The 5,452-nt window shown below is 61.3% G+C and carries 6 protein-coding genes; 5 read left to right on the top strand and 1 reads right to left on the bottom strand.

Features of this window, described 5'->3' with window-relative positions; all coding sequences use genetic code 11:
- Positions 1-1,220 (top strand): glycoside hydrolase family 15 protein (locus VFE81_RS06345; protein ID WP_325043777.1); only part of this gene is annotated, 1,220 nt, incomplete at its 5' end.
- Positions 1,221-1,399: 179 nt separating this feature from the next.
- The gene (locus VFE81_RS06340) at positions 1,400-2,677 is read left to right on the top strand and encodes a polyhydroxyalkanoate depolymerase (RefSeq protein ID WP_325043776.1); all 1,278 of its coding nucleotides are present in this window, start codon (positions 1,400-1,402) and stop codon (positions 2,675-2,677) included.
- A 108-nt stretch (positions 2,678-2,785) separates the two neighbouring features.
- Here VFE81_RS06340 and VFE81_RS06335 read toward each other — a convergent pair whose 3' ends face one another.
- Complete coding sequence (locus tag VFE81_RS06335; RefSeq protein WP_325043775.1) at positions 2,786-3,418, bottom strand: TetR/AcrR family transcriptional regulator; 633 nt, start codon at positions 3,416-3,418, stop codon at positions 2,786-2,788.
- Between the two features lie 230 nt (positions 3,419-3,648).
- Between VFE81_RS06335 and rsxB the strand changes: the two genes are divergently transcribed.
- The 3 genes from rsxB to VFE81_RS28950 form a co-directional block, all read left to right on the top strand.
- Entirely contained in the window at positions 3,649-4,473 is an 825-nt protein-coding gene (rsxB, locus tag VFE81_RS06330) for an electron transport complex subunit RsxB (protein ID WP_325043774.1), read from the top strand.
- A gap of 20 nt (positions 4,474-4,493) precedes the next feature.
- Positions 4,494-5,138 (top strand): endonuclease III, encoded by a 645-nt coding sequence (gene nth, locus VFE81_RS06325; protein ID WP_097391796.1) that lies wholly within the window; start codon positions 4,494-4,496, stop codon positions 5,136-5,138.
- 116 nt (positions 5,139-5,254) lie between these two features.
- Positions 5,255-5,452: DUF1841 family protein (locus VFE81_RS28950; protein ID WP_414695555.1), on the top strand; the 198-nt coding region annotated here is incomplete at its 3' end.

Genomic DNA, 5,452 nt, shown 5'->3' with positions numbered 1-5,452 from the left:
CGCAGATCCGCCGCTCGCTGATTACGCTAAAGGCGCTCGCTTACGAGCCGACCGGCGGCATCGTCGCCGCGCCCACCACGTCGCTACCGGAACAACTGGGCGGCACGCGCAACTGGGACTACCGCTACTGCTGGCTGCGCGACGCCACCATCACGCTGCTCGCGATGATGCGCGGCGGCTATTACGACGAAGCGCGCGCGTGGCGCACCTGGCTTGGCAGGGTGATGGCCGGCGCACCGGATCAGTTGCAGATCATGTACGGGATCGCCGGCGAGCGGCGCCTGCCCGAATTCGAAATCGACTGGCTGCCGGGCTATCAGGATGCCAAACCCGTGCGGATCGGCAACAACGCGGTCGGGCAGCGCCAGCTCGACGTCTACGGCGAAGTGATGAACGCGCTGCATCTCGCGCGCGTCGGCGGATTGCAAGCGGACGACACCGCCTGGAACGTGCAGCGCGCGTTGCTCGGCCACCTCGACACGATCTGGGAAGAGCCTGACGAAGGCATCTGGGAAACGCGCGGCGGCCGCCAGCACTTCACCTTCTCGAAGGTGATGGCGTGGGTCGCCTACGACCGCGCCATCCAGTCGGCCGAAATGTTCAAGCTCGAAGGCCCGCTCGATGAATGGCGCGCAACCCGCGCGAAAATTCATGCAGAAGTCTGCGCGAAAGCATGGAATCCGGCGCTCAACGCGTTCTCCCAGATCTACGGCAGCGATCAACTCGACGCGAGCGTGCTGCTGCTGCCGCTGGTCGGCTTCCTGCCGCCGACGGACCCGCGCGTCAAAGGCACGCTGGCGGCAATCGAAAAGGACTTGATGCACGACGGCTTCGTGATGCGCTACCGCACCACCGAATACGACGACGGTCTGCCGCCCGGTGAAGGCACCTTCCTCGCCTGTTCGTTCTGGATGGTGGACAACCTCGCGTTGCAAGGCCGCATGGATGAAGCCATCGCCATGTACGAACGGTTGCTCGGCCTCTGCAATGACGTCGGTCTGCTCGCGGAAGAGTACGATCCGGCGGCGAAGCGCCTGGTCGGCAACTTCCCGCAGGCGTTTTCGCATGTGGCGCTGGTGCACACCGGCCTGAACCTGATGAAGCACGAACAGGCGATGGCCCAGGCGACCGGGCAGCCGCCCCATAACGGCACCATGGCAGAAGAACTTGAGGCTGCGGCAACCCCCGATAGCGGCGCGGCAGCATCGCCAGTACCATGATTCAATGACAGTTTGCGCGCAGCCCGCGCGCAAATTGCTGCATTGCACAAGTACGCTTTGTTCAGTATCATCGATCAGATTGTTGGCCGAAAATCAATGCGCCCACAACCAATACGGCCTGCCGCAACGCCACACGCGTGTTTGCCAAGCCCCATGCGAACCGCCTAAACGGAGCACCCATGCTCTACCAATTGCACGAATTCCAGCGGGCGATGTTGAGCCCTCTCACCGCCTGGGCCCAGGCCGCGTCGAAATCGTTCGCGAATCCCGCAAGCCCCTTGGCCTACGTGCCCGGTGCCACGCGCCTTTCAGCCGGTTACGAACTGCTCTACCGGCTCGGCAAAGATTACGAAAAGCCCGAGTTCAATCTTCATCAGATTGTCAAAGACGGTCATAACATTCCGATCATCGAACAAACGATTATCGAAAAACCGTTTTGCCGCCTGATGCGCTTCAAGCGTTTCGCAGACGACAGCGACGCTGTTACCCAATTGAAAGATGAGCCGGTCGTGCTGGTGTGCGCGCCGTTGTCGGGCCACCACGCCACGCTGCTGCGCGATACCGTGCGTACGTTGCTGCAAGACCACAAGGTCTACCTGACCGACTGGATCGACGCACGCATGGTGCCGCTCGAAGAAGGCGAGTTTCATCTCGACGATTACGTCGCCTACATTCAGGAATTCATCCGCCACATTGGCGCGAAGAATCTGCACGTGATCTCGGTGTGTCAGCCCACCGTGCCGGTGCTCGCCGCCATTTCGCTGATGGCGAGCCGCGGCGAAGACACGCCGCGCACCATGACGATGATGGGTGGCCCGATCGACGCGCGTAAAAGCCCGACCTCGGTCAACTCGCTGGCCACGCAGCACTCGTATGAATGGTTCGAAAACAACGTGATCTTCACGGTGCCGCCGAACTATCCGGGTGTGGGCCGTAAGGTTTACCCGGGCTTCCTGCAACACACCGGCTTTGTCGCGATGAATCCGGAACGTCACGCGGCTTCGCACTGGGACTTCTATCAGAGCCTCCTGCGCGGCGACGAAGACGACGCGGAAGCACATCGCCGTTTCTACGACGAGTACAACGCCGTACTCGACATGGACGCGGACTATTACCTCGACACGATTCGCGTGGTATTCCAGGAGTTCAGTCTCGCCGACGGCACGTGGGACGTCGCAGGCGAACGGGTGCATCCGCAAGACATCAAGAAGACCGCGCTCTTCACGATCGAAGGCGAGCTGGACGATATCTCCGGCGACGGTCAGACGTTCGCGGCACATGAACTGTGCACCGGCATTCCGGAGAAGGACAAGCGTCACTTCACCGCGGAAAAATGCGGCCACTATGGCATTTTCTCGGGCCGCCGCTGGCGCACCATCATCTATCCGCAGCTGCGCGACTTCATCCTCGAGCACAACAAAGCGCCCAAGGTAACGAAGGAAAAAGTCGAAGCCTGAACACCGCGCGCGCAGCTATAAACAACGGCCTCTTCTTCAGAGGCCGTTGTCGTTTCTAATGCTTCTTGTGACGCTTCTTTTGCCGATTAGGTGCAGCCGTGCAGCGGCTTACTTCCGCAACAGATACGCAAGCAGCAACTCGGTGTTCATCTGGACAACTTCACTTCGTTCGCTCGCACTACTGAAATCGCGACCGAGTGTCGCTTCGAGCGTGAAGCGATTCGACACGATGTAGTAGCCCATGCCGGACAGCGTCACGTAAAAGCGCAGCGGATCGACGTTGGTGCGAAACAGCCCCGCGCGTTGACCTCGCTCGAGAATGCCGCCGAGCGTGGCGACGATCGGCGAGATCATTTCGCGGATGCGCGTCGACTTCTGCATGTAGCGTGCCTCATGCAGATTCTCGTTGTTAACGAGACGCAGTAACTCGGGATGATCGCGGTAGTAATCCCAAACAAAATGCGCAAGACGAGTGACAGCCTCGACCGGTGCGACACCGTTCAGTTCGAGCGTTCGTTCCGCTTCATTGAGCGCGCTGAATGCGTGCTCGAGTACCGCGGTGAAAAGCTGCTCCTTGCTACCGAAGTAGTAATAGAGCATGCGTTCATTAGTTTCCGCGCGGCGGGCGATCTGATCGACGCGCGCGCCGAACAACCCTCCATTTGCAAACTCTTCGGCCGCCGCAAGCAGAATGCGGCGCCGCGTGCCTTCAGGATCTCTTTTGATTTTCGGCTGATTCATGGTGGCATCGTCTTCGTGAGCCGCGTTATCCGGATCGCGCCGCCGGCCTCTCCTCGGGCCTTGCACCGACAGCACTGAACGGGCTGGTTGGGGGAACACCCTTATGCGGTCTTTCGAAAAAGCGCTTCGATTATGGCACATGGATTGCGGATGGCAATTGGGGAAATCGGCGATAATGTGCTATTTAGTTCAAGCTACGCGGCCGCAAGGCAAGCACTAACGTTGTGACCGTGATCGACTCCAAAACACTCGCAGACCGCATCGAGGATCTGCTGCCCCAAACGCAATGCACAAAGTGCGGCTATCCGGCATGCCGTCCCTATGCCGAGGCCGTCGCCAACGGCGAAGCTGACTACAACCAGTGCCCGCCGGGTGGCGCCGAAGGCATCGCGCGCCTCGCCGCACTGCTCGGCAAACCGGTGATTCCGCTCAATTCCGCCAACGGGGTCGAACGGCCGCGTCCGTTGGCGGTTATCGACGAACAGGTTTGCATCGGCTGCACGCTGTGCATGCAGGCCTGTCCGGTCGACGCGATAGTTGGCGCACCGAAACAGATGCATACGGTGATTGCCGAGCTCTGTACCGGTTGCGACCTGTGTGTGCCCCCCTGCCCGGTCGATTGCATTGCCATGCCGCCGGTCACGGGTGAGGCAACCGGCTGGGCCGCGTGGAGCCAAAGCCAGGCCGACACCGCGCGCGAACGCCACACCCGGCGTGAAGCCCGTCTCGCACGCGAACGCGAAGCCGCCGAGGCGCGTGCTGCAGCGCGGCGAGCGGCCAGCAGTACGCCCGCTCAAACAATGGAAACTGGTGCCCAGGCATCACCCGTAGTGCCCGCAGCAGACGACGCCGAAGCGAAAAAACGCGCGATCATCCAAGCTGCGCTAGAGCGTGCACGTCAGAAGAAAGAAGAGTTGGCCGCAAAGGGCCAAGGCCCGCAGAACACGGAACGCGTCAGCGCCGACGTGCAGGCACAGATCGACGCCGCCGAAGCACGCCGCCGCCGTCTCGGACTCGCCGCGGGCAACACCGATACTCCGCCAACGAAGCGCTAACCTTTAACTCTACGCTGCGCATGAACGCGAACAAACGCCGCGCCATCTACGAGACGCTTCAGAGTCTCAACCCGCATCCCACGACCGAGCTCGAGTACACCACACCGTTCGAACTGCTGATTGCCGTGCTGCTGTCGGCACAGGCCACCGACGTGTCGGTGAACAAGGCGATGCGCAAGATGTTCCCCGTCGCGAACACGCCGCAGAAGGTCTTCGATCTGGGCGAAGAAGGCGTTGCCGGCTACATCAGGACGATTGGCCTGTATCGGACCAAGGCGAAGAATGTGATCGCAACCTGCCGCATTCTGCTCGACCAGTACGGCGGCGAAGTGCCGGAGGATCGTGAAGCGCTCGAAAGCTTGCCCGGAGTCGGCCGTAAAACGGCAAACGTGATCCTGAACACGGCGTTCGGTCACCCGACTATCGCGGTCGATACGCACATCTTTCGGGTTGCGAATCGAACGGGGCTTGCACCTGGCAAAGACGTGCGTGCGGTCGAAGCGGCGCTGGAGAAATTCACGCCCGCCGAGTTCAAACAGGACGCCCACCACTGGCTGATTCTGCACGGCCGCTATGTGTGCAAGGCGCGCCGGCCGGAATGCTGGCACTGCGTGATTGAGCCGCTGTGCGAATTCCGGCCAAAGACACCGCCGCCAGATCTTTGAGCGCGGGGGCGTTGAGGCAAACGCCGCACACGGGCCACTTTGCTAGCAACGTGACGGCGGCCTCGCTGACTTCACTTGCCGACTCGCTTGCCCACTCGCTTGCCCGACTCGCTTGCATGCGTGGCCGGCAGCAAGCCACCCGCCCCCGGCGTAAAATACGGCCCTGCAGACACGCCCACACTAACCGCACTGTTCCCACGATGTTCAATCCCAGCCGCGACGAAGTCCGTCAATTTTTCACCGACACCTGGCGCAAGCAGCGTCAAGGCGAGATTCTGACGCCGCTCGAAGCAATCGCTGCCGACTGGATCGTC

The sequence above is a fragment of the Paraburkholderia sp. genome (assembly GCF_035656215.1).
Lineage (GTDB): Bacteria > Pseudomonadota > Gammaproteobacteria > Burkholderiales > Burkholderiaceae > Paraburkholderia.
Note: the sequence above shows the minus strand (reverse complement) of the source record. Positions and strands in the feature narration are given on the sequence as shown.